Annotated in this window: 15 protein-coding genes; 6 read left to right on the top strand and 9 right to left on the bottom strand. The window is 69.2% G+C overall.

Annotated features, from left to right (window positions below; translation table 11 throughout):
- The first annotated feature begins 13 nt into the window (after nucleotides 1–13).
- The 4 genes from KA383_19270 (at nucleotide 14) to KA383_19255 (ending at nucleotide 9,039) form a co-directional block, all read left to right on the top strand.
- Nucleotides 14–3,427, top strand: coding sequence for an exodeoxyribonuclease V subunit gamma (locus KA383_19270; GenBank protein MBP7748261.1), 3,414 nt, complete (start codon nucleotides 14–16; stop codon nucleotides 3,425–3,427).
- Nucleotides 3,424–7,056: a UvrD-helicase domain-containing protein gene (locus KA383_19265; protein ID MBP7748260.1), complete on the top strand. Its 3,633-nt coding sequence runs from the start codon at nucleotides 3,424–3,426 to the stop codon at nucleotides 7,054–7,056. The genes KA383_19270 and KA383_19265 overlap by 4 nt, the downstream gene beginning before the upstream one ends.
- A 39-nt stretch (nucleotides 7,057–7,095) precedes the next feature.
- Nucleotides 7,096–8,097 carry an NAD(P)-dependent glycerol-3-phosphate dehydrogenase gene (locus tag KA383_19260; GenBank protein MBP7748259.1) on the top strand — a complete coding sequence of 334 codons (1,002 nt, stop codon included), beginning with the start codon at nucleotides 7,096–7,098 and terminating at the stop codon, nucleotides 8,095–8,097.
- Between the two features lie 99 nt (nucleotides 8,098–8,196).
- Nucleotides 8,197–9,039, top strand: coding sequence for a HAMP domain-containing histidine kinase (locus KA383_19255; protein ID MBP7748258.1), 843 nt, complete (start codon nucleotides 8,197–8,199; stop codon nucleotides 9,037–9,039).
- Here KA383_19255 and KA383_19250 read toward each other — a convergent pair.
- The 3 genes from KA383_19250 to KA383_19240 all read right to left on the bottom strand — a co-directional run bounded on the left by KA383_19250 (nucleotide 8,986) and on the right by KA383_19240 (nucleotide 12,558).
- Nucleotides 8,986–11,322 (bottom strand): hypothetical protein, encoded by a 2,337-nt coding sequence (locus KA383_19250; protein MBP7748257.1) that lies wholly within the window; start codon nucleotides 11,320–11,322, stop codon nucleotides 8,986–8,988. The two genes, KA383_19255 and KA383_19250, sit on opposite strands and share 54 nt — an antisense overlap.
- 422 nt (nucleotides 11,323–11,744) lie before the next feature.
- Entirely contained in the window at nucleotides 11,745–11,963 is a 219-nt protein-coding gene (locus tag KA383_19245) for a dodecin domain-containing protein (protein MBP7748256.1), read from the bottom strand.
- Between the two features lie 79 nt (nucleotides 11,964–12,042).
- Nucleotides 12,043–12,558 (bottom strand): gamma carbonic anhydrase family protein, encoded by a 516-nt coding sequence (locus tag KA383_19240; protein MBP7748255.1) that lies wholly within the window; start codon nucleotides 12,556–12,558, stop codon nucleotides 12,043–12,045.
- A 249-nt stretch (nucleotides 12,559–12,807) separates the two neighbouring features.
- Here KA383_19240 and KA383_19235 point away from each other — a divergent pair, with 249 nt between their 5' ends.
- On the top strand, nucleotides 12,808–14,250 hold the full coding sequence (locus KA383_19235; protein MBP7748254.1) for a selenium-binding family protein: 1,443 nt from the start codon (nucleotides 12,808–12,810) through the stop codon (nucleotides 14,248–14,250).
- Nucleotides 14,251–14,364: 114 nt separating this feature from the next.
- Here the strand turns inward: KA383_19235 and KA383_19230 are convergent, their stop codons facing one another.
- From KA383_19230 to KA383_19210, 5 genes are all read right to left on the bottom strand, one after another.
- Nucleotides 14,365–14,817 carry a DsrE family protein gene (locus tag KA383_19230; protein ID MBP7748253.1) on the bottom strand — a complete coding sequence of 151 codons (453 nt, stop codon included), beginning with the start codon at nucleotides 14,815–14,817 and terminating at the stop codon, nucleotides 14,365–14,367.
- A gap of 185 nt (nucleotides 14,818–15,002) precedes the next feature.
- Nucleotides 15,003–15,206, bottom strand: a complete 204-nt coding sequence (locus KA383_19225) for a cold-shock protein (protein ID MBP7748252.1) — start codon at nucleotides 15,204–15,206, stop codon at nucleotides 15,003–15,005.
- Between the two features lie 305 nt (nucleotides 15,207–15,511).
- Nucleotides 15,512–17,011, bottom strand: a complete 1,500-nt coding sequence (locus tag KA383_19220; GenBank protein ID MBP7748251.1) for a hypothetical protein — start codon at nucleotides 17,009–17,011, stop codon at nucleotides 15,512–15,514.
- Nucleotides 17,012–17,173: 162 nt separating this feature from the next.
- Nucleotides 17,174–18,550: a SpoIIE family protein phosphatase gene (locus KA383_19215; GenBank protein MBP7748250.1), complete on the bottom strand. Its 1,377-nt coding sequence runs from the start codon at nucleotides 18,548–18,550 to the stop codon at nucleotides 17,174–17,176.
- A gap of 198 nt (nucleotides 18,551–18,748) precedes the next feature.
- Nucleotides 18,749–19,225: a PTS sugar transporter subunit IIA gene (locus tag KA383_19210; GenBank protein MBP7748249.1), complete on the bottom strand. Its 477-nt coding sequence runs from the start codon at nucleotides 19,223–19,225 to the stop codon at nucleotides 18,749–18,751.
- A 184-nt stretch (nucleotides 19,226–19,409) separates the two neighbouring features.
- Here KA383_19210 and KA383_19205 point away from each other — a divergent pair, with 184 nt between their 5' ends.
- On the top strand, nucleotides 19,410–20,552 hold the full coding sequence (locus KA383_19205) for an alanine--glyoxylate aminotransferase family protein (GenBank protein MBP7748248.1): 1,143 nt from the start codon (nucleotides 19,410–19,412) through the stop codon (nucleotides 20,550–20,552).
- Between the two features lie 132 nt (nucleotides 20,553–20,684).
- Here the strand turns inward: KA383_19205 and KA383_19200 are convergent, their stop codons facing one another.
- Nucleotides 20,685–23,480, bottom strand: coding sequence for a hypothetical protein (locus KA383_19200; protein ID MBP7748247.1), 2,796 nt, complete (start codon nucleotides 23,478–23,480; stop codon nucleotides 20,685–20,687).
- Between the last annotated feature and the right edge of the window lie 426 nt (nucleotides 23,481–23,906).

The raw sequence follows: 23,906 nt of genomic DNA, 5'->3' as shown, positions 1-23,906 counted from the left end.
TCCCGAGGCCAGCATGGCCGTCACGTTCATCCTGGGCCGCGCCGGCTCCGGCAAGACGCACCATTGCATTCAGGCACTGCTGCGCGCGCTCGCCGCGCCCGCCGAGACGCGCCGCCTCATCCTGCTCGTGCCCGAACAGGCCAGCTTCCAGATGGAACGGACGCTGGCGACACAGACGCCGGCCGGTGGCTATTGTCGCGCCGAGGTGCTCAGCTTCTCGCGGCTCGCCCGGCGCGTCCTCGGCCAGACCGGCGCGGAGCCCACCATCCTGAGCGGCGATGCCCGCCGCCTCGCGCTGCGCCGCGTGGTGGCCCAGGCCGGCCCGCAGTTGCAGGTGCTCCGCCGGGCGGCGCAAACGCAGGGCTTCGTCACGCAGCTCGACCGGCTGATCGAGGAGTTGCTGCGGGAGGACGTCACGCCGACCGCGCTGCACGACGCGGCGGCGCAGCTCGCAGACGCCGCCGCCGCGCGCAAGATCCAGGAAATCGCGCGGCTGTACCGCGATTACCTGGCGTGGCTCGGGCCGGAGCGGTTCGACCCCGCAAGCCGCCTCGCGCTGCTGCGAGCGCGACTCGCGGAACTCGACTGGCTTCCCAGCGCATCAATCTGGGTCGATGGTTTCGCGGGTTTCACCGGCCAGGAATTGCAGACGCTGGTCGAGCTCGCTGGCCGCGCACGGGATATGCACATCGCGCTGCTGCTCGATCCGGCAGCCCCCGCGGTGCAAAACCCGCGCCAGCCACCCGATCCGCTCGGCCTCTTCCAGCGCACCGAGGCGACGTATCAGCGCCTGCACGCGCTGTTGGCGGAGGCCGGCATCGCCGTGCAACCGCCGGTCACGCTGCCGCCCACGCCGGCGCCGCGCTTCCGCGCCAACCCGGCGCTCGCGGCCCTCGAGCACGGCCTCGCTACACCCGAGAAGGAGCACAGAGCGCAAGTCGCGCCCGGCGGCGTCCGCCTGATCGAGTGCCCGACGCAGCGCGCCGAGCTGCGCGATGCGGCACGCTGGATTCGAACCATGATCGCCGATGCCGGCGGCGCGCTGCACTATCGCGATTTCGCGGTCATCGCGCGCGACCTGACGCCGCTGGCGGAAACCGTCGCCGAGGTCTTCGCCGAATACGAAATCCCGTATTTCCTCGACTGCCGGCGCGCGATGCGCGCCCACCCACTCAGCCGGCTGCTGCCCGCGCTGTTGGACGCCGTCACGACGGACTTCTCGGTGGAGGCCCTGACGCGCCTGCTGCGGACGCGCCTGCTGCCGCTGTCCCGCGACGAGGCGGAGCAGCTCGAAAACCTCATCGTGAACACCTCCATCAGCGGACTGACGGCCTGGCGCCGGCCGGAATGGGAGTTGGAGCGCGTCGGCCAGACCGTCGCCGCGTGCGCCCCGCAGCGCGCCCGCATCGTCGCGGCCCTCGAGCCGCTGGTGACGCTGGGTCAGGCCAAGGACGCAACCGGCGCGGCGTGGGCACCAGCACTCTACCAGGCGCTCGTCGCACTGGGTGTGCCGCAACGCATCGAGCAGTGGATCCAGGAGGCCCGTGCCGGACAGCACTGGGAAAGCCTCGAGACGCACCGGCTCGCCTGGAGCGCGCTCTGCGGCGTGCTCGACGACCTGCACGCCGTGCTGGGCGACACGCCCCTCTCGGCCGCCGACGTGACTGCGATCCTCGGCACGACGCTCAGCGAGTTGACGCTGGGCCTCGCGCCGCCGACCATAGACCAGGTGCTCGTCAGCTCCATCGAGCGCAGCCGCCACCCGGACATCCAGCATGCGTGGGTGGTGGCGTTCAACGAGGGCATCTTCCCGCCCCGCCCGCCCGACGATCTGCTGCTCAGCGCCGCGGAACGCATCGCGCTCCAGGCCGCGCACCTGCCCGCCCCGGCCTCACATCGCGACGACGCGCTCGGCGAACGGCTGCTCGCGTACATCGCGCTCACGCGACCGTCGCAGAGCCTGACCATCAGCTACGCCACAGCGGCGGATGACGGCTCCGAACTGATGCCGTCGCCGCTGCTGGCGGACGTGCGACAGGCTTTGCCGGGCCTGGCAGCGACACCGACCGCGCAGCATGAACCACCGGTCTGTGTCGGCGAGCTGGCGCGCGAATACCTCGCCGTCCACCGCGACGCCAGCCGACAGCGTGCCGCACTGCGCTATGAACGGCTGTGTGAACACGTGCAGGCGCTGCCTGCGCTCGCCGGCCCGCTCGCCTGGCTGCTGCGCGGCCGGGACTACGACAACCGCCCGGCGCCGCTGGGCAATTTCCGCCGACCGAAGAACGCGGCCGAGAACGTCATCTGGGACGGCTCGCCCTCGGAGGTCGAGACCTACCTGGCGTGTCCGTTCAAGCACTTCGCGCGGCACGGTCTGCGTCTCGACGCAGCGCGCGGCCCGCGCCCCTTGCGTTGGGACCTCGGCGACATCGCCCATGAGATTCTCGCACGCGTGACTCAGCGCGGCCGCGACGAGCCCGGCGGCGTCCGCAACGTGTCGGATGAACGCTGGCAACAACTGCTCACCGAAGCGCTGGACGAACAACAGCGCAAGTCACCCGCCGACCAGGCCGCACGCCGGCCCGATCTCGTCTTCATGCGTGACGTGCTGGCCGGGTTCCTCCGCGACGTGGTCGCCGCCCACGCCGCCCGCTGGCAACGCGGCCAGTTCGAACCGCTCCGCTGCGAGTGGGGCTTCGCGCCGCAGGCTGCGCCGCAGACGCTGCGGGCCCTCGAGCTGGCGCTGCCGGACGGCCAGCGCGTTCACCTGCATGGAAAGATCGATCGCGTGGATGCCTGCCACACGGGGAAGGATGCCTGGTTGCTCGTCTACGACTACAAGAGCGCCAGGGTCGACCCGCTGCGCGGCACGTTCCTCACCGGCCAGCGCCTCCAACTGCTCATCTACTTGCTGGCGGTGCGGGAGGCACATCGCGCCGACCCACACCTGCGACTGGCCGGCGTCATGCTCGCACCGCTCTACCCGACGCTCAAGGCGCTGGAGAACAAGTACGCCTCCGCCGCCCCAAGAGCTGACCAGTTGATGTACCTCTTCCGCCCGCGCGGCGTGCTCGACGAAGCGGTGGCACCGTTGCTCGATCGCCAACTCGGCACAACGCCGTCGCCCGTGGCGGCGCTGCAACTGCGCAAGGATGGCGGCTTCCACGCCCACAGCGACACTGTCTCCGCCGATCGCCTGGCCGCCTACCTCGACCTGGCCGCTCGGACCGTGCTGTACGCCGCCGAGGGCGTGGGGCGCGGCGGCATCGACATCGCGCCGCTGGTCGAAAAACGCACGCTCGCCTGCCGTGCGTGCGACTTCGCCGACGTCTGCCGGTTCGATCGGCTCTACAACACGCCGCGCGCCGCCGAGACGGCGTTGCCGACGTTGCCGGCGGAGCCCGCCACCGCGGAGGAGCTGGAATGAACCTCACGGCCAGCCAGCGCCGGGCCGTCGAGCATCGCGGATCGAATCTGCTGGTGTCCGCGTCCGCCGGCGCAGGCAAGACCGAGGTGCTGGCACAGCGCTGCGTGGGGCTGATCGCCGATCCGCAGCGGCCGTGCGACATCGACCGGCTGCTGGTCGTGACGTTCACGCGGGCGGCCGCCGCGGAGCTGCGCGTGCGGATCGCGGACATGTTGCGGCGGACCGTGGCGCACACGTCGGCGGGGCCCTTGCAGCGCCATCTGCGCCGCCAGCAATTGCTCGTGCAGGCCGCGGAGATCGGGACCATCGATGCCTGGTGCGGGCGCCTGGTGCGCGAGCATTTCGCCCAGGCTGGCGTCGACGTCGCGTTCACCGTGCTCGGCGGCCAGGATGCGCAGGTCTTTCGCGCCGCTGTACTGGACGAGCTGTTCGACTGGATCCACAGCGCGGCCGACCCGCTCGCGACCGAGGCACGCACCTGGATCGCGCGCGCGACGTCACCCGACGACAAGTTCCTCCGCGAGCTGGTCGCGGCGCTCAGCCGCTATCGCGAGCATCTCGTGAACCCGGAGGCGTGGTTCACACGACAGGCGGCGACTGCCAACGACGCCGCGCAGGTGCTGGCACACGAGCTGGCCGCCGAGTGCGCGTTTCAGCACGCACAACTGGCCGAGTTACCTGACGCCGTGGGCGCGGCGCTGGCGCCCTATCGCGCCGCGCTGGCCGCGTGGCAACAGTCGTTAAACGACCCGGGCACGCTGACCACCGTCGTCGAGTTGATCAAGGACCTCAAAGTTGGCGGTGGGCGCAAGCGAAAGGACGCCCCGCCCGAACCGGCCGGCGTCGCCGAGGTGCGTGAGCGCTGGTTCAAGAAGCGCCTGAAAGACCGCTGGAAACCGGACGTCATCAATTCCATCCTCACGTGTGCACAGCAGACCGCGACACTGACCCAGACGCTGCTGCGCCTCGAGGCGCGCTACCAGGAGCTGTTGACCGCGGCGAAACGTGCGGCGGCCAAGTACGAATTCGGGGACGTGCTGCGCATGGCCCTGGATCTCCTCGGCAGCCCGGCCACTGGCCACGAACGCACGCCTACCGACATCGCTCGCCGCCTGCAACGCCGCTACGAACACATCCTCGTCGACGAGTACCAGGACACCAGCCCGGTGCAGGTGGAAATCCTGCGGCTGGTGACGCGCGCGGAGCCCGGCCGCACCAACCGCTTCATGGTCGGTGACGTGAAGCAGAGCATCTACGGCTTTCGCGAAGCCGAGCCGCGCCTGTTCACGGCGCTGGTCGGGGCCCTGGAGGCCGGCGCCGCCGAGGGCCGCGTCGAGTACCTCGCCGACAACTTCCGCAGCCACGCCGACCTGCTCGCGGCCCTGAACCAGATCTTCGCCGCGCTGTTCGACCCGGCGCTCGGCGGTACGGCGTACGGCCCGCAGGAGCGACTGCAGGCCGGCCGCGCCGGCTCCGAGATCACCAACCCGACGCTCGGCGGGCCGCCACGGGTCGAAGTCCACGTCATCACCGCGGATACGGAAAGCGCGGACGCCGGCGACGACGAGGACGCGGCCCAGACAGAGGAGCCGGAACCGGAAATCATCGAACGCGAAGCCCAGCTCGCCGCCGTGCAAATCCGCGACCTGCTGGCCTCCGGCGCACAGGTGCCGGCGCGGAGCCCGGACGGGACCGTGCGCCTACGCCCGCTGCAACTGAACGACATCGTGATTCTGCTGCGGTCGGCGGTGCATGCCGCCGGGCAGGCGGCGAGTGTCCTGCGCCGCAACGGCCTCGCGTGCGTCACGGCGGGGCGCGAGACGCTGCTCGACGCGGTCGAGGTCCGCGACGTCTGCAACGTGCTCAAGCTGCTGGTCAACCGCCGGCAGGACGTGGCCCTCGCCGCGTATCTGCGCAGCCCGCTGGGGGGTCTGAGCGCGGCCGACCTGCTCGCCATCCGCGGCGCTGGTCCGGAGCCGCGCGTCGATTTCTACACTGCCGTGGAGCACTATGGTCGCGCGCGCCCCAGCGTGGCGCTGGCGGCCCGCCTCGACGCGGCGCTGGCCCAACTCGACGGATGGGCGCGGGCGGCACGCGAGCTGGAGCTGCCGGCGCTGCTTCGGCGCATCTACCAGGACAGCGGCCTGCTTCTGCTGGCGGGTGCGCTCAACGGCGGCGCGCAGCGCGTCACCCTGCTCCAATCACTGCAGAACCTCGCCGCCGCATTCGCCAGCCAGGGCACCGGCGACCTCGACGGCTTCCTCACGTACCTCGAGCGGCTGCGCAGCGAGGAGCTCGATCCCGGTGCATTGGCCGCCGGGCCCGAAGACGCCGTGCGGATCATGACCATCCACGGCGCGAAGGGCCTCGAATTCCCGGTGGTGTTCCTCCTCGGAACCGGCATCAGGTTCAACGTGGCGCGCCAGCGAGAAATGCTGCACGCCGACGAGGAACTCGGACTCGGCCTGCGCTTCAGCGATTACCCGGCCCGCGCCACGCTGCAAAGCGCTGCGCACTTCGTCCTGCAACGCCGCATCGCGCAGCGCGAGCTCGAAGAGGAGCTCCGCCTGCTCTACGTCGCCGCCACGCGCGCCCGCGAGCGCCTCTACCTGGTCGGCCACGGCAAGGCCGACGCATGGGCCGCGCAGCAGGCCCAGGCGGCCGAGCACGCCGGACCGCCCCCGCTCATCGCCCGACTCAGCGCCGCCAACCGGCTCGAGTGGATTCTCATGGCGGCGGCCCGCGCCCCAGCCCAGCCGCCGCTGATCCGCGTCGCGACCCACGCAGCCAACGACATCGTGATCGAAACCCGGGCGCAGGGTGCGCCGGCCAATGCCGACGCGACCCTGACGGCCGAGGACGAGTCTTGGCTGGCGCGGGGCCGCGCCCTGCTCGGCGCCGACGTGGGCAGCGTGCTGGCCGACGTGCCCGCGATGATGTCCGTCAGCGCCCTGAAAGAAGCCGCCCTGCGCGAACACGCCGCCGACCAGCCGTTCATCGTCGGGCACGCCGCCGCGCCACTGCCACGCCCGGCGTTTGCCGCCACCGAGACGGCCGATGGTCGCGAGCTCGGAACGGCGTGCCACCGTTTCCTGGAACTCGCCGACCTGGGGAATCTCGGTTCGGCCGCGGCGGTACGTGCACAGGTCGCGGCGCTCTGCGGCGGAGGCCGTCTCAGCGCCGCGCAAGCCGCACGGGTGCCGGTCGATGACCTTGCCTGGCTCGCCACGACCGAGATCGGCGCGTTGCTGACCCGCCACGCCAAGCGGCTCCGCCGCGAAGTCCCGTTCGTCTTTGCCCTACCCGTGGGCGACAGCGGCGCGCGGACGATTGTGCGCGGCATCATCGACTGCCTGCTGGAACTCCCCGACGGGCTGATGATCGTCGATTACAAGACCGACCACGTCCGCGACGCGACGGACCTGGAGGCCCGGCTCGTGGGCTATCGCGTGCAGATGCAGGCGTATACCCAGGCGGCCAGCGCGATCTTTGCGCGTCCGGTGACGCGCGCCGCCCTGGTGTTTCTGCTCGCCCGCCAGGTGGTGGACGTGCCGCCCGCACCTGTGCATCTCAGCGACCTGCTCGCCGGTGAGCCGGCCGCGGCAGACGCACCGGGCACGCCGCCGTAGAATGCCCACGGTCGGGCGGCCGTGGAGAAGGTAGAGCACATGATCGACAAGGCCACCGTGATCGGGATCGGGGGCATGGGTACCGTGGTCGCGCAAATCCTGGCCACCAACGGGGTCAACGTCGCACTGCTCGCCCGCGCGTGCGAGCCAGTCGACGAAATCTTCATCGACCGCGAGAATCGCCGCTACCAGCCCGGCCTGCGCCTTGCGGAACGCGTGCGCCCGACCAATAACCCGGTCGCGGCATTCACGGGTAGCGAGCTGATCGTCTCCGCGATTCCCACCCAGTTCCTGCGCGCCGCCTGGGAGCAGCACGGCCCGCAGGTGCCGCGCGGGGTGCCGATCGGCAGCGTCACCAAGGGCATCGAGATCGCCACGCTGGCTCGTCCCAGCGACATCATCGCCGCCCACGCGCCCCACAACCCCGTCGCCGTGCTCTCCGGCCCGAACATCGCCCGTGAACTCGCCCGCTGCCTGCCCGCGACCGTCGTCGTGGCCTGCGAATCCACCGCGGTGGCCGAACTCATCCAGCAGACGATGGGCACGTCGTGGCTCCGCGTGTACACCAGCCGCGATGTACTCGGCGTGGAACTCGCCGGCGCCCTCAAGAACGTGATCGCGCTCGCCGCGGGAATCCTGGACGGCCTGCGCGCCGGCGACAACGCAAAAGCTGCGCTCGTGACACGCGGCCTGGTCGAAATCACGCGGCTCGGCGTCGCACTGGGCGCGCGACCGGAGACATTCGGCGGCCTCGCCGGCGTCGGCGACCTCTTCACCACCTGCGTGTCCCCGCACGGACGCAACCGGTCCGCCGGCGAACGCATCGGTCAGGGCGTCAGTCCCGAGCAGGTCGTCGCCGAGAGCGCGGCGGTCATCGAGGGTATTCCCACCACGCGCGCCGTCCTGGAGCTCGCTGCGCGTCTCAAGGTGGAAATGCCGATTACACAAGCGGTCGCGGCCGTCCTCTTCGACCACAAGGCGCCGCTCGTGGCGATCACCGAATTGATGAACCGCCCGCCGAAAGCCGAAGACCGTCCGTGAGCCGAATTGACAGCCGCGCCCCAGCGCCCGTATCATGCGCGCTCGTGGGTGGGTTGTGGTGAGCGACCGGGTCAGCAGTCGGGAAAGGACCGTGCTCCCATGTCCGACGAGTGCACGCGGCCCACTGCCGCCGGATGTGCCTGTGCGACACCCTCCAGATCGGTGGCCAACGAATCCATTGAATCGCTGCGGGCAACCATCCGCGGTCTGCAGGACGAGCTCATCGCCTGTCAGCGCCTCGCGCTGCTCGGCAACATGGCCGCGATGGTCACGCACGAGTTCAACAACCTGTTGACTCCCATCATGGCCCGCGCCGAAGCCGCCCTCACCGGCGACGACGTGCCCTTCATGCGCAAGACCCTCGAGCGCGCCCTCATCCAGTCGCAGCGCGCCATGAGCGTGACCAGGCACCTGCTCGACATGGTCCACAACGACGCCTGCCCCGCCGAGGCCTGCTCCGTGGCCGCCGCCGTCCACGAGGCCATCGAAACCATGACGCGCCCGCTGGAGAAAGACGGCATCCAGTTGCACGTCGCCGTGCCCGACGACCTGCGCGTCAACGCCCGCAACGACCTGCTCTGCCAGGTCCTGCTGAACCTCCTGCTGAACGCGCGCCGGGCCATGAAGGACGGCGGCGGACCACTCACCGTCGCCGCAACCGCGGTGGACGGCCGGGTGCAGATCGAAGTGCGCGACAGCGGCAGCGGGATCTCCGCCGAAACGCTCGACCAGGTCCTCAATCCGTTCCTGGCCGCCGACCCGCGCGAACGCCCCACCGACTGGCAACAGGTCGGCCTCGGCCTCAGCGTCTGCCGCATGATCGCCCGACACCACGGCGCCACGCTCCAGGCCTTCGCCAACGACGGCAGCCGCGGCTGCACGTTTCGGCTAGTGTGGCCGGCCGCGGGCACGCCGGCGGGACGGTCGCGCGGCACCTGCTGAGCCCCGGCGCTCGATCCCACCCCAAATGGCCAGCAGCACCCACCCACCCCCGCACATCAGCGTGATCAGCGCGCCGGACACCAGGCCCGGCGGAAAGTACGCACAATCGATCTCCACGGCCGCGCCACCCGGGATCCGCACCGCCAGCAGCCCGCCCACGCTCTCCGCCGGCACGGCTTGCCCGTCGACCCGGATGATCCAGCCAGGCAGCGCAAGCTGGGAGATCACCAGGCGCGGACGCTCGCCCCGCTCGTCCGGCCAGGTGTCCGCCCACACCCTGAGGCGCGCGGCGCTGGGTCGCACCGTTCGCACCGCCGCCGTCTGGGCCGCATCTTCGAACATCGCCCAGCCCACCGCCGCCGGATTGCGATACAACCGCCAACCCTCCGGCGTAATCGTCACGAGGTCGCAACCCGTGGGCGCTGGCCGGTCGCGGTCACAGAGCAGCACCCAGCCGACGTCGTAGAGCCGCATCCAACTGGTGTCGGCGAGCAAGCGGTCGGCCGCCAGCGTTTCGCCCCACGGCAGAAAACCGAACTGCTCGACCACCACGCGCGGGTGCAGCGGCCCATAGTCCGTCAGTGACGCGATCCCGAGCAGCATGTTCGTGTTCGCCACCGCCTTGTCGATCGAGGCGAAGTACTCGCCGGGCAGCCAGCCCTGCCGCCCAGTCACCACCCACAGACGGTCGCCCGATTCCGCTACCTCGTCCATCCACTCCGTCGCTTGCGGCGTCAACAGCGACTGCGGGCCGGCGTGCCCCGCCGGCACGTCGATCGTCCAGCCAATGACGGCGAGGTCCGCAGCCGTCAGCGGCAGCAGCAACCAGAGCAGCAGCGGCTGCCGCCAGCGCCGCACGACGAAGCCAAGCACCACGCATGTGACCAGCGCCGTCACGAACGGCACCCACATGGCCGGCGCCCACGGTCGCAACGCGTGCAACGCCGCCGTCCGCAACTCCACCCGCAGTAGCGGCATCGCCGCCAGCACCAGTACCGCCGGCACCACGACCACCGCCGCGGCTAGCACCACCGGCCGGCTGGTCCAGCGAATGATGAGCGCGCGCAGTCGTGCCCGTCGCGGCGAGACCGTTGCCCCCAGATCCTCCAGCGTCGTCGCCGCCAACGCCGCGACCGCCATGTTCACCAGCAGCAGCGCCCGCGCTGGACAGCGGAACAGACTGCTCCCCGGCAGCCAGTACAGCAGCGGGCACAGCGGCCCGAGTTCTCCCAGTGCGAGCAGCAACGCCAGCGCCGCCAGGATAATCCACGGTCGCCGCCGCGCATCGCGCCACCAACCGGCCCGCAGCGCCAGCCCCGCCAGCAGCAGCGGCAGCAGCCCCGCGTACCCGAACTGCTCAACCTGGTGCGACGGCCCCCAGTACGCCTGGTCGAATAGGTTCGGCGTCCGCTGCCCGAGCAGCATCGGCGTCAGCCACCCCAGCACCGACGCAGGGCTCCAACTGTTCTCGATAAAGTCGCGGTACGTGCGCTCCACACGCGTGCAAAGCTGCATGTAGTCGTAGGTCGGCAACCATTGGATCGCGAACAGGCCGGCCGCGAACACGCACACCAGCCCCCAACGCACCACGACCGCCGGCGGCGCGACCAGCGGCCCCGCGGCCCGCGCCGTCGCCCTGGTCCGCTTGTGCCCCGCAGGCCCGTGCGGCGGATACGCCAGCATGAACGCCAGCACGCCGAGCACCGTCAGCGCCGCCATCTGCACGTGTCCGGCGAAGCACTGCAGCGCCAGCACCAGCGTCGCGGACACGAACCGGCTGACGCCGCCGCCCGCCAGCGCGAACCGCTGCACGCGCCAGAAGACCCACGGCGCCCACGCGGCGGCGTGCTGCATCGTGAAATGTGCCCGATGCGCCAGCATGAAGCCGCAGAACGCGAACGCGATCGCCCCGAACAGGGCCGCCCGGCGGTCCAGCGTCTGCGCCCGCAGCAGCCGGTACATGCCCCACAACGCCAGGCTGTAGTGGGCCCAGAGCGACAGCGGGTAGGCCTGCACCGGCGGCAGCACGGCGAACAGCCAGGTGAACGGGTACCACACGGCGGCTTGCGGGTCGGCGGCGAACGGTCGGCCGAGCCCGGTCCACGGGTTGAGCCACGGCCACTCGCCGGCCCGGATCGTGTCGTGGAAGAAGGTGCGGGCGGGGAAGTAGTAAAGGATGTCGTCCTCGCCGGCCCCGAGCCCCGCCAGCCGCCAGACGGGCGCAAGCAGCGCGCCGGGGAGGAGCACGACAACGAGCAGGACCACGACACGCAGAGTCCGCATCGTGGGGATACTAACGCCAACCCGCCGCAGGTGGCACCCGCGTCCCGCCGGTGGTGTGAGGGGGAGAGCGAAGCTCCGCTTTGCTTCCCGTGGCACCGGCGTCTCGCCGGTGGACCCCCTCCCTTGTGGTATCGGCATCCTGCCGGTCATGTGGAGGGAGAGCGAAGCGCCGCTTTGCTCCCGCAGCGATTTCGAGCCGCGGACGCGCTCCACCCGCACTCCACCGGGCCTATCCGCAGCCACGCTGCCAATCAATCACGGCGCAGCGGGATTGAATGCGTGAACGAAGAGCGGTAGAACAGGAGAGCGGGGGAACGGGCGGACCCGCTCGTTGGCGCTCGGGGCTCTGGTGCGCTGCGCTGGCCCGCTCGCTGCCGCTCGAGGCTCTGGCTGCGTGGCTACGTCGCTTCGCCCGCGACGAGCTACAGGTCCGCGTCGTACTTGAACGACAGGTTCACCCGCGCGCGGTACGCGACCACCTTCCCCTTCTCGATCCGCATGTCGAGCTTGGTGATCTCCGCGACCCGCAGGTCGTGCAGACTCTTGCCCGCCGTCTCGATCGCATTCTTCGCGGCGTCCTCCCACGACTTCGGGCTCGTGCCGACCAACTCGATCACTTTGTAGATGCTGTTTTCCGGCATGCTGGGCTCCTCGTCGAAACGCTTACGCGTGGCCAAATCCTACCAGCGCCCCTGTCCGTCCGTCACGAGCCGGCAGCGCTCATTTCAGCCCGGCCGGATATCGCCGGGCCAGATCGACGTACAACTCCTTGAACCCCTTCCATTGCGCCTTGAAGTCCTCCGCGACCACCTTGTCCAGCACCCGCGCCGGCGTGCCGACCGCGATCCGCCCGTCCGGCACTTCCTGCCGCTGCCGCACAACGGTCCCCTCGCCGACGACCGACCACTCCCCCACCACGGCCCAGTCCGACACGATCGCGCCCATGCCGATGATCGCCCACGCCCGGATCGTCGCATTGTGCACGATGCACGCGTGGCCCAGCGTCACCCAGTCGCCGATCGTCGTCTGCTCACCCGGCCGGGCATGAATGACCACGTTGTCCTCGACGGCGGTATGGTCGCCGATCTCGATCCGCCCGTAGTCGCCGCGGATCCGCGCCCCCGGCCCGATCCAGCATCCGGCCCCAAGCTGCACGTTCCCGAATACATCCGCCGATGGATGCACATACGTCCCGGGCCCGATTTCGGGCGTCCGCCCTTCAAAGCTGTTGATCATCCCAGTTCTCCAGGGATCGCGGCGCTCCGACGCCTCCGCGTGCCGGCGGCATTGTACGCAGAATCGAGCTCGATCACGGCCCCCGGCCCGGCCGGATCTTTGCGGCTTGAGAATTAGGATCAACACGATACCATATCACCGTTCGGGCCGAGCAAGCCAAGGCTGGCGTGACGCGTGTGTGCCGCCGCGCGCCAGCCGCATCACATTCCGAACGTCTGGCACGTCGGATCTGCGAAAGGAGCGCACCCCATGCGACGCCGCGAATTCCTGGCTGCACTTGGCGCCACCGCCCTGACCCCGCTCGCCACTCGGCGACCCTTCGCCCTGGCGGAGGAGAAGCCGCCCGCCACCTGCCATGGCCCCGGCTTCGCCACGCCGCGCGATGCGATGAAGTCTGAGCGCGAGAAGCTGCTTTACGTCACGGGCATCTACGTCGGAACCGACCGCGAGCACCCGGACTTCCTCGCCACGGTCGACGTCGATCCGCGGTCGCCGCAGTTCGGCAAGGTGATTCACCGCCTGCCGATGCCGCAGGCGGGCGACGAGCTGCACCACTTCGGCTGGAACGCGTGCAGCAGTTGTCACGGCGACCCGACCAAGTCCCGCCGGTACGCGATCGTGCCCGGCCTGAAGTCGACGCGCATTCACATTGTCGACATCGAAGATCCGGCGCGGCCGCGCCTGCACAAGGTGATTTCCGCCGAAGACGTGCTCCGCAAGACCAATCTCTCCGCCCCGCACACCGTGCACTGTCTCGCGGACGGCACGATGGTCATCTCGATGCTGGGGGACGCGCAGGGGCGCGGGCCGGGCGGGTTTCTGGTGCTGGACGAGGACTTCAACATCAAAGGCCGCTGGGAGCGCGACGCCACCGGCATGCGCTTCAACTACGATTTCTGGTACCAGCCGCGGCACAATGTCATGGTCAGCAGCGAATGGAGCGACCCGCAGACGTACGCGGGCGGCTTCAAGCTGGAGGAAGCCCAGGCCGGCAAGTACGGCGCGCGGTTGCACTTCTGGGATTTCGAGCAGCGGGCGATCCGCCAAAGCGTCGATCTTGGCGAAGAGGGCCTGATTCCACTCGAGGTGCGCTTCCACCACGACCCGGCCAGCACGCACGGGTTCGTCGGGGCCGCACTTTCCAGCACCGTCTGGCACTGGCACCGGGACGCCGGCGAATGGAAGACGGAGAAAGTCGTCGCCGTCGAGCCGATCGAGGTGGCCGGCTGGGACTTCCCCGTACCCGGCCTGATCACCGACATCCTGCTCTCGATGGATGACCGCTACCTGTACATGTCGAATTGGCTGCATGGCGACATTCGCCAATACGACATTTCCGATCCGTCGCAACCGAAGCTCACGGGCCAGGTCTGGTGCGGCGGCCTGACGGGCAAGGATGTGCGCGTGCGGGGCCGCAAGCTCACCGGCGGGCCGCAGATGCTGCAGCTCAGTCTGGACGGAAAGCGGCTCTACGTGACGAACTCGCTGCTCAGCGCGTGGGACAACCAGTTCTACCCGGAGATCGCGCGCGACGGGTCGTGGATGCTCCAGCTCGACGTCGACACGCGGAAGAGCGGCCTGGCCATCAACCCCGAGTTCCTGCTCGATTTCGGCCAGGAGCCCGGCGGGCCGGCGCGGGCGCACGAGATGCGCTTTCCCGGCGGCGACTGCACATCGGATATCTTCGTGTAGTCTGCCAGATCGCGCAGCCGCGCGTGCCCCGGAGAGCGGGGCAGTCTTATCTGCCCCCCGTGGCACGCAGATGGGTTCGATCCCGCGTCCCTGCGTGCCGGGCCGGTGCGTCGGTCAGTAGTCGAGCGTGAGAATGCGTCCCTGCGTGAAGCCGAAGAAGGCCGCCTTCTCCGCCGGCTTCACCCCGGGGAGCAGATCGCCCGGCTGCTTGCCGGCCGCCTTCAGGCAGCTCGGACACGCGTAGAGCGGCACACCCTTGTTGAGCAGGGTCTGCAACTGCGCCCGCGCCGGCTCGAATTCCGGATGCGTGATCTCCGGCGCGTTCTGCAGGACGACGTTGACGCCCTTCAAATCGAAGTACACCAGCACATCGTGATCGGCCGCCATCAGCGACGCCATCTTGAGGCCCATCAGCACGGCGTGGGCGTCCTGCCCGTCCCGGCTGATGTGGACGAAGACGCCGTCGCGCTGCCCGGTGGCCCGCGGCCCAAGGCCCTGGCACCCGGTCAGGACCGCGAGCGTGAGCGTCAGACTCACTGACCACGCAACCCGATTCGCCAGCTTCATCGTGAGACTCCCGCAGATTCACAGGTCGGCCGGCCCGCGCCACCGCAGGCCTGGTGGAAGCGTACGCGGAAACCGGGCCGACGCAAATCCCGCAAGCCGCCACGCGCGGCGGCGGCGCAAAGCAGCGGGGCATCGTCCGGCGTGAACGATGCCCCGCGTTTGGTCTGTGGGCTCAGCGCGGCGCGCTAGTCCGCGGACTTCACATTGACGGCCTTCGGACCCTTGGGTCCCTGGGCCACCTCGAACTCCACGCGCTCGCCCTCGCGCAACGTGCGGTGTCCTTCCGCGTTGATTTCGGTGTGGTGTACGAACACATCCTGACCATCGTCTGAGCGGATGAACCCGAATCCCTTGGTGTCATTGAACCATTTGACCGTCCCGGCAGCCATGAGTCATACCTTCTGCATCGCCCAGGATTGGATCCGCTCGAAACAAACGCTGCTTCGACGTGGCTACAGATGCGGCAACCTTCCCTGCGGCACGCCATTCCGCATTATCGTCGTAAGTCGTGTGCCTGTCAAAGCTGGCGCACTATCAGCCCGCGATTCTTGCCGGCCTGCGCCGGTCCGCGCGCCCCAGGCGTTACCCCACCAAAGGTCAGTGCAACACGCTCGCGAGCGGGTCCGTGCGCGCACGGAATTCGATTCCCGGCGGAATAGAATGGCTACAACATCCTGTGTTTAAACAAATTACGCTACAGGCCCGCTTCACGCGTCGTGCTCACCGCCTGCGACGTGGGCCGAACGCGCGCCGCTGCACTCCGCCCCTTCACCTCCGCCGGCACGCGCTCCAGATAGTCTCGCAGGGCCGTCGGGGACCAACTGAGGATTATGAAACGGTCCGTGACAATCCAGGCCGGGCCAGCAAGCCCGAGCCAGTCGGGGCCGGCGAGGCTCAGGCGCAGGTACCAGATGTCGTCGTAGTCGCGATGGAGCGTGAAGGGTGGCGGCGCGCCGCCGCGGGCCGCAACCTCGCCCAAGGCGTCGCGCCAGGCGCCGCAGATCGCCTCGATCGTCCGGGATACGGTCGCGGGCTCGTCGCGGATCTCGATCAGCGTGGTCAGAGCCAGCGGCAGGCGCAGCGGATGCGGGGGATCATTGTGGAGCACGACCCGGTCGCCCAGATGCGCAAGCAGGTCCCGCTCAACGTCGAGCCCATGCCGGGCCTGCCCCTCGGCCCACAGGCGCTCGATGTTCGCGCGGGCCTTCGGCCCCTGGAACGACAGGAGCCCGCCGAAGAACCGCGGCAGGAAGCGCCCCATCGGCACATCGAAGATCGCGTAACGCGCGTCCGCCGGGATCGCCTCGAGCAGGCGCGGATCGCGGTTGTCGGCGTCGGCGTACACCCGCCGCACGGTCTCCGCGCCCCGCCGAAAATGCGCCACGCAGTACAGCGCGGAGCCGCCGAAACCCACGGCCCAGTGGGCCTGCTCCAGATCACCCGCGTCCCACGCGCGGAAGAAATCGCCGGCGCGGCCCGCGATGAGCGGGTCCAGCCGCTGGAGAATCACCTTGCCGGCGACGAACACCTCGATCAGCGCGGTCCGGCGGCGCGGCGCGCGCGACACGGCGTACCACGTATCCTGGCTCAGCGCGGGTTCGTCCTTCATCACGACCGCCGCGATCTTCGGCCAGACGCCGGGGCCGACCGTCAGTACGAAGTAGTCGCCGAGCCGCCCCCAGGCGATGACGGCCCAGTCGGGCAGGCGCTGGTCGCTCAGTTCCTGGTACGTCCAGCGCCCGGCGCGGCGATTCGTCAGCGTCGCGGCGCCGCTGTTCGTCTGTTCGTTTACGGCCTTCTGGATGATGCGGAGAAACGGCTCGACCTGCTCGCCGCACTGGACGATGGCGGCGAAACGGAGGCGGTCGACGCGGCGGGCCTCGGGGTCGGTGACGGTCGGCTTGGCGCTGGCATCGATCAGCACCAGCGCGTGCGGGTAGCGGACAAGCTGGCCGAACATCTCGGCCGCGCGCGCGCCAAGCTGCGTGCCGCTGTCGATCGTGCCGCCAGCGATCCGCGCGCCGACTTCGAGTATCGTCTGGAGGGTGGAGGGCTGATCGGTCGCTGGTGCCAGGTCGGGCAGCGGTCGCCCGGCCCAGCAGAGCATGCTGTCGGCGGGGACGAGGTCGAGCGGTTCGCGCGGTCCGGCCGGCGGATCAGCGGCCAGCGCCGGCGCGCGACAGACGGCGATCAAGCACAATGCGAAGCAGACGCGGGTGCACATCCGCGGCAGGGTATCGCGCCCGGCGCGGGCTTGGCAACTCCGCCGGCTGGCGACCGTAGGGTGCGTCACAGGCAGCGGACGCGACGCGGAGTCCGGCTGCCGTGCAGCGGATTGCAGCGGAGGAGCGGGTTGCTAGTCGGCATCCACGCGGATGGCGAGCACGGTCAGATCGTCGAGCGGATAACCCATGCGGCGTAAGGCACGCTGGCGGCCCGCGACCTGTTCGAGCGCCGCGGAAGGACCCTGGTCGCGGAGCACGTCGCACCAGGGCGAGTCCAGCACCAGGTTGCGCTCGCACGGCGTGTCCGCCGCGCGTGTCAATGTGTGCCGGGCGGCGGCCGCTTCGTCGGTCGGCGTGCCCACGTCCGGTTCGGCCAACGTGGCAAGCGCGACGCCGCCGCCATCCGCACCGTCCGCGTCGGCCGCGAGTGACCGGCTGGCGGCCATCTGGTCGGCGGCACGCTGCAGCCCTGCGGGCACGTTACGGACGGTGTGCTGGGGCGCGACGACGCGCTCCAGGCCATCCGTGCAGAACAGCACGCACTCGCCCGGCTGCAGTTGCACGGTGCGCACTTCGAAGCGGGCATGCGGGAGCACGCCCACGACGCCGCCCGGGGATTCGATCAGGTGCACCGCCCCGTCCGCTGTGCGATACAGCGGGTACGGCGCGCCGCCGCGGGCGAGGGCCATTTCGAGCGTGCGGATATTCAGCACCGCATAGATGGCAGCGACGAACGGGCACTCGCTGAGACCGGCTTCGAGGATGTCCTCATTCAGCGCGGACAGTACCTCGTCGGGTGCCAGGAGGCGGTACGAGCCGTTGTCCACCTCCTTGCCGCGCAGCGCGCGCTTGATGTACACCGTGAGCAACGCGGCGGGAATGCCGTGGCCGCTGGCGTCAGCCAGCGCGATGCCGACATGGTTCTCATCCAGCCGGCGCACGTCGTAGATGTCGCCGGAGACGTAATCGACCGGCCGGAAGACAACGTCGAACGACAGCGGGCCGAAGCGTGGAAGCGTCTCGGGCAGGAACTCGCGTTGCACCTGGCTGGCCAGGCGGAGCTGGCTCATGTAGCGCAGCGCGACGCTCTCACCGCTGCGCCGGTTCGCCAGTAACCCCCGGTGCAGCGAATCCAGTGAGTTGCGCATGGCGAGCATCGTGGTGAGGCGCGCCGTCAGGTCGTGCTCATCCAGCCCGCTGCCGAACGTGACCGGCAGGGTGGGCGGATGATCGAGCGGAGGCAGCGCGGGGTTGCTGGGTGTGAGCAGGAGCGTGGCGCGCGGCCGCTCGGCCAGGCGGTCGAGCAGCACCCGCAACGGGCCAGCCAGCGCCGTCGCGTCCTGCGGTAGCACGATCACCACCGCGTCGGCCATCAAGGTCGGATCGCCGCGGAGAGCCTCCGACAGGGCCCAGAAGCTGGTCGTCGCGCTGGTGCGCTGCAGGGCGGCGCGCAGGCTTTCCGGCACGGAGTCGGCAGCGAGAATGACCTGGATGTGCGGCTGGGCCATCGTGCGTCCATCACGGCGCGGGCAGCACCGACCGGTAGCGGAAACCACCGTCTATAGGATCGGACGTTTGGCCGGCGCGACTTGTCCGCCAAGGCGGCGCGGAGAAAGTGACGGCGAGCGGCAGATTGTGCGCGGTCGGCAACGGCACGCCGCTCCCGACCAACCTGTCGGATCCAATCCCCCGGCGTGGCCCGCCGCCTAGGCCTTCCCGGAAAGCTCGGTCGACTCACACGCCGCGATGGCCTGGTGCAGGTCCCGCGCGGACATGGCCTGGTCGACGGCGTTGCGGAAGTCCTCGATGTTCATCAGGCGGCTGATCTTGGCCAGAGCCTGGATGTGCGGGCCGGTCTGGTCGGGCGGGCTGATCAGCAGCACCACGAACGTCACGGGACGCCCGTCCAGGCTCTGGAAATCGACCGGCGCGGCGGGTTTTCCGGCCGCCATGACCAGCCGATCACAGCCGTCGCTCTTGCCGTGCGGAATGGCGAGGCCGTAGCCGATCCCGGTTGTGCGTTCGGCCTCGCGTTTCAGGACCGCGTCGAGGGCCGCGTCCCGGTTCACCAGGCCGCCCGTGGCGGCCAGCACGTCGACGAGTTGAGTGATGACGCCGATCTTGTCCGCCGGCTCAAGCGGTACGCGGATGCGTTCGGGCGTCAGGATGCGGCTGAGTTCCATAGGTCCTGTCCTGGCAGCAAAACTCGCAAAACGCGCAGTATATCCAGCTGGCGCCGCATCTGCCACCCCGGCGGCGGGGGGCCACCGGGGCGCCCCTCGCGGTGCCGGGGGGCACATGGTACCATAACGGCTTCGGTGGCGCGACGCACCGGCAGCGGAGTCCTAATACGCGAGGTTCAACCCCATGAAAAAGTTTCGCCTGTTCACGCCCGGCCCCTGTGCGGTCCCCGAGGAAGTCCTGGTCGAGATGGCAAGGCCCTTCCACCATCATCGCACCGACTGGTTCAAGGGCTTCATGAAGGAGGCCACCGCGAAGCTCCAGGAGGTCCTCCAGACCAGGAACGACGTGCTCATCATCACCGGCTCCGGCACCGCCGCCGCCGAGGCCGCCATTATCGGTTGCAACCCAACCGGGTCGAAACTGCTCACGATCGAAGGCGGCAAGTTCGGCCAGCGCTGGGGCGAAATCGCGGAGCAGTTCGGTCTGAACGTCGTCCGCCACCCGGTCGAATGGGGCACCGCCGCCACGCCCGAGCTCGTCTCCGACCTGCTCAGGAAAGACCCCGCCATCACGGGCGTCATGGTCGTGCACAGCGAGACCTCGACGGCGACCGCGTGCAACCTGGAGGGCATCGGCACGGTGACGCATGCGGCGGGCAAGCTGCTGCTGGCTGACTGCATCACGTCCGCCGGCGCTTTGCCGCTGAAGCCGGACGCCTGGCACGTGGACGTGGTCATCACCGGTGCCCAGAAGGCCCTGATGCTGCCGCCCGGCCTGGGCTTCCTGGCGATCAGTGAGAAGGCGTGGAAGGTGATCGAGGGCAACCAGCGCCAGCCGGCGTACTACCTGAACCTGAACAAGGCCCGCAAGATGGCAAAGGAAAACGACACGCCCTTTACGCCGGCGCACCTGCTCGTGCGCGGCCTGGTCAAGGCGCTGTCGATACTCCTCGAAGATGGGATGGAGACCGTCTGGCGGCGCGTGGCGGCGATGGCTGCCGCGACGCGCTCCGCGGGTGAGGCGATCGGCCTGAAGGTCTTCTCGAAGTCGCCGTCGGACTCCGTCACCGCGCTGTGCCCGCCGGCCGGCATCACGGTGAAGGACCTGCGCAACGAACTCGAGAAGCGCTACGGGATCGAATCCGCCGGTGGCCAGGATCAGCTCAAGGGCAAGATTTTCCGTCTCGGCCACATGGGCTACGTCGACGAGCTGGACACCGTGCTTGCCATCGCGGCGCTCGAGCAGTGCCTGCTAAAGATGGGGCACAAGTTCCAGCTCGGCGCGGGCGTGACGGCGGCGCAGAAGGTCATCGCCGAACGCCTGTAGCCACCAGAACAAGTTTCCGAAAATCGCCCGGGCACTGGGCCGCGCACGCGAGCCGGTGCCCCGCGCACGAAACAGCCCCGCCGGTGGTCGGGTGATCGCCGGCGGGGCTGCGCGTTTTCGCGGCGCTGCGACTTACGGGGTGGTCAGCATGTTCACGAACAGGTTGATGTCCTCGAAGCCCACGGTGCCGTTGCCGCTGATGTCCGCGTTGAGCCGGTCACAACCCGGGAACTGAGCCGCGTAGCCGGCCGCATCGGTCAGCGCCAGCACGAACGGGTTGATGTCGGTGAAGGTCACGATACCGTCGCAGTTGAGATCACCCGGACGCGGCTCCGGCGCGCTGGCCTTCAGCGCCCAGATCTCGACATCGTCGATGTTCCAGCCAGAGTAGGCGTAGGCGCCATTGCCAACCTTGTAGCCCCAGCGAATCCAGACGCTCGGCTGATTAGTCGCCACGGCCGAGATGTCATACTGCTTCGCCGCCCAGGTGCTCTGCTTGGTTTCCGTCGTGCCGTTCGTCCAGACCTGCGTCCAGTTTGCCCCGTCGCTGGAGACTTCGATCGTCGCGTACACGTACGGCTGATAGTCGCTGTTCAGCCAGCGCTGGAACCGCAGGCTGACCTCGCTGCCGCCCGTCAGGTCAACCGGACCGAGCGTCAGGTAGTACGGCCCGCCCGCGGTCGTGGCGTAGTCGCCGGCGAGATTCACGCCGTACACATTCGTGCCGGTCGCGCCAGCGGTGGGATCGGGGTACGGGTGCTGCACGCCACCCTGGCCCAGCGGCGTGCCGAACTGCCACTGCCCCTGCACACTCCAGCCCGGGCTGCTGTCAAGATTCCAGGCATATTGCACCGTCGGCACGCCGACCTTGAGCGTGACGCTCCGCGACGTGTCGCCGTCGTGATCGGTCGTGTTCACGAAGTCGATCGTCGCGGCGTAGAGCCCGACGCTCAGCAGGTTAGCCCCTTCGTTGAGGCTGATCGTCACGGTCACCGCGCCGCCGGGCGGCAAGGTGCCACTGCCGTTTGCGATCGTGATCCAGCTCTCGGAAGCGCTGACCTCGTAGGTCAGCGCCGTGTCGCCCAGGTTCGCGAGCATGTAGCTCGCGCTGTCCGGCGCGAACGGCCCGCCCGCCGGGCCCTCGGCCGCCAGGCCCGTGTCCGGCGTGACGGCGATTCCGTGCGGCGGAGTCGGCACGCCGACGATCCGCAGCGAGGGGTCGCCAAAGATGTGCCACGTGTTGAACATGTCGGCGCCGCCGCTGCCATACGCATCGATCATCGAGCATGAACCGGCGAAGCACAGCCCGCCGTAGGAGAAGTAGCTGTTGGCCTCGACCTGGGTCAGGAGCATGTTGAATTCGTCCTGGGCCTCCATGGGCGGCGCCCACGACTGGTTGATCGAAGACATGTACGCCCCGATCGCGCCGATCGGCTGGCCGTTGTGCGTGGAGCGCAACCACGCCTCGGCAAAGCACGTGTAGCCGTCGAACTGCCCGTTGACGCAGGCCACGCTGATGATGAACGGCAGCACGTTGTCGTTCTGCAGAGCGGCCACGTTGGAGTTCGAGAACCCGGTCGTGCTCCACGATGTCGTGCTGCCGTGCCCACAGTAGTTGACGACGCCGCGGCCGTTGTTGAGCGCGGTCGTCACCATCGCGGCGGTGCCGCCGTTCGTGTCGTAAATCTCATCGACCTGCGTGTAGCCGTAGTTCAGCAGCCACGTGCGGATCTGCCCCATGTGCACGTAGTCGGCCTGGCCCTCGTCGCCGATCCCCGCGCCCTGGGACGACGCGATGCCGGTGCCCTTCTTGAACCAGGCCTGCTGCGTGGCGGGCAGCGTCTCGTACGTGATCGTGCGCTGGACCTGCGTGTCCACCTGGGCGGCGGTTTCGGCCGAGAAGCGGCCCACGAGGATGTCGGGGTAGTTGTCGCTGCCGGCCAGCTTGGAATAGGTCGGGTCGGCAGAGCCGCCCGAGGCCGTGGGGGTCGCCACCTGCGCCGCGTCACCGACGAGCAGCACGAACGCGAGGTTGCCCTGGTTGTAAACGCTCTGGATGTAGCTCTTGATCGCCGTGGCGTTGTTGCCGATCGTCGCCACGCCGACGGCCGTCGTGGGGATGCCGATTGAGTTCTTGTGGTTGACCAGTGGCTGGATGTTCGGCAGCCACGCGTCGTGGCAGATGATCAGCATGTCGCCAATCTCGTCCAGCGGGTTGTAGCGCAACGTCGGGCCGCTGTTGACGAAGTGCGTGGCGTAGAGCTCGTCGAAGACCTTGCTTGGGCGACTCGTGTCGCGCCGCAGCACGTTGGCCCCGCCATCGGCCACGCGCACCACCTCGACCGTCAGCGTCGTGTACAGGCGCAGCGTGCGCGTTACGGGATTGTACTGCACCGGATACACGTCCACGACCGCCCCGCGATGATCGCGCAGAATGTAGGGCTCGCGCACTTCCGCCAGCGTTCCGGGATAGAACGCGTCGGTGCCATACGCCGCCCCGAACTCGTACGGCACGGTGTCCGGATCCACCGTACGCGCGAGGTTGCCCTTCGACGGCACAACGTCGACGTCCGGCAGGTCCTCGTACGTGAAGTCAACCACGCGCACGTCCATCACCCCGTCGTCCGGGATGATCACGCTGCGCGTCACGTGCGGCAGGTCCGGCGCGCCGGCGTCCAGCAGGCGCGGCTCGCCCGCCAGTTCCACGAGCGCATACGGCCGCCCGTTCACATCGACCGTCGTGTGCACCAGGTCCGGCAGCCGGTACTGGAGCACAATCTCACCGGCGGCGCCGGACGTCGCTTCCACTGCGGTCCTGGCGCCCTGGCTCCCGGCCAGTGCCACGGCCACGAACACGGCCGACACCACGACCGCCGCCAACGGGCGCCGGCCGACACCGAGCACGAGTGCGACACAACGGCTGAACATAGTCTCTCCTTGCGTGAATTGGGCCCGTCGGCGCACATGAGGAATGTCCCGCGCCGGCCGGCCAGTCGTGGCTCGCTGCGCTCCATCCACTGTTGGTGTCCAACGCCGCCGCTTAGGTCATGAAGGGCGGCGTCAGCACATAGTCCACGCCGCCCGGCACCCCACGGCCCGGGGCAAGCGGCTCTGCATTGTTATTCAGATCGTACCACGGCCCTGCCGCCATTCCTAGGCAGTTTTTTCGCCGCCAGCCCATCCCGTCCGATAACGGTCCCGTCGGACCACACGAGGCACGGACAAGTGTTGCCTGCCCGTGCCTCGGTGCATTTCAGGTCAGCACTCCGCCTACGGTGCTGTCAGCAGGTTCACGAACGGGTTGATGTCGCCGAAGCCGACCGACCCGTCGCCGTTGATGTCGCCGTTCATGAT

It is taken from the genome of Phycisphaerae bacterium (genome assembly GCA_017999985.1).
GTDB lineage: Bacteria > Planctomycetota > Phycisphaerae > UBA1845 > Fen-1342 > JAGNKU01.
This window is presented reverse-complemented; position numbering and strand designations above follow the sequence as displayed.